The following is a 1,335-nucleotide window of genomic DNA, read 5'->3' on the forward strand; positions in this document are numbered from 1 at the left end:
CCCCTGGGCCGACAACGGCATGGCCGTCAGCAGCGCCGAGGTCAGCCGCACCATCCGGCGCAACGGCATGACCGCGATGGATCCACGGCTGGCCCTGGCGGCGCTGGAGCGCGCGATCACCCACCCGGACGCCGCTCTCGCCGTCGTCGACGCCGACTGGGAGCGTTTCGCCGACACCTTCGAGGCCCGGCGGCTGTCCCGGCTGCTCAGCGGAGTCCCGGAAGTCCGGAAGCTGACCGCGACCACCCGGCCCGGTGACACCGACCCCGCACACACCGAGGAGTCCTCGGCACTCGTCCGCCGTCTGGAGACCCTGTCCGAGGCCGAACGGCGGCGCACCCTACTGGAGTTGGTGCGTGCCCATGTGGCCGCCGTACTCGGCCACAGCGGTGTGGACGCCATCGGTCCCGGCCGCGCGTTCATGGAGATCGGCTTCGACTCCCTGACCGCGGTCGGCCTGCGCAACCAGCTCAGCGAGGCCACGGGTGTTCAGCTCCCGGCCACCCTGGTCTTCGACTACCCCACACCGACCGCGCTGGCCGGCTATCTGCTCACCGAACTGCTCGACAGCCACGACCAGACGGACGGCGCGACCGCGGACGTGGCCACGGCCGCGCCCGCCGCGGTGGACGAGCCGATCGCGATCGTCTCGATGAGCTGCCGTTTTCCCGGCGATGTACGCTCCGCCGACGACCTGTGGCGGCTGCTGGCCGCCGGAGAGGATGCCGTCTCGGCGTTCCCCACGGACCGTGGCTGGGACCTCGAGGGGCTGTACGACACGGACCCCGACGCGATCGGCAAGAGCTATGTACGCGAGGGTGCGTTCCTCTCCGAGGTGAGCGGCTTCGACGCGTCCTTCTTCGGCATCTCGCCGCGTGAGGCCCTGGCGATGGACCCGCAGCAGCGGCTGCTGCTGGAAACCTCGTGGGAGCTGTGGGAACGGGCCGGAATCGACCCGGAAGCGGTGCGCGGCAGCCGTACGGGCGTGTTCATGGGCACCAACGGCCAGGAGTACGTGTCCCTGGTCGACCGGGCCCCGGAGACCACCGAAGGCTATGTGGCCACCGGCAACGCGGCCAGCGTCGTCTCCGGCCGCATCTCGTACACCTTCGGCTTCGAGGGCCCCGCGGTGACCGTGGACACCGCCTGTTCGTCGTCCCTGGTGGCGCTGCACCTCGCGGCACAGGCGCTGCGGCAGGGCGAGTGCTCCCTGGCGCTCGCCGGTGGCGTCTCGGTGATGGTGTCACCGCGTGGCTTCGTGGAGTTCAGCCGCCAGCGGGGCCTGGCGCCGGACGGCCGCTGCAAGCCGTTCGCGGCGGCCGCCGACGGCACGGC

At 71.7% G+C, this 1,335-nt stretch carries 1 protein-coding gene; it reads left to right on the forward strand.

Translation table 11 applies throughout. The annotated features are described in order from the left end of the window. A partial coding sequence (locus tag NP777_RS46840; RefSeq protein ID WP_256656314.1) for an acyl carrier protein occupies nt 1-1,335 on the forward strand: 1,335 nt, incomplete at both ends.

The sequence above is a fragment of the Streptomyces rugosispiralis genome (genome assembly GCF_024505145.1).
Lineage (GTDB): Bacteria > Actinomycetota > Actinomycetes > Streptomycetales > Streptomycetaceae > Streptomyces > Streptomyces rugosispiralis.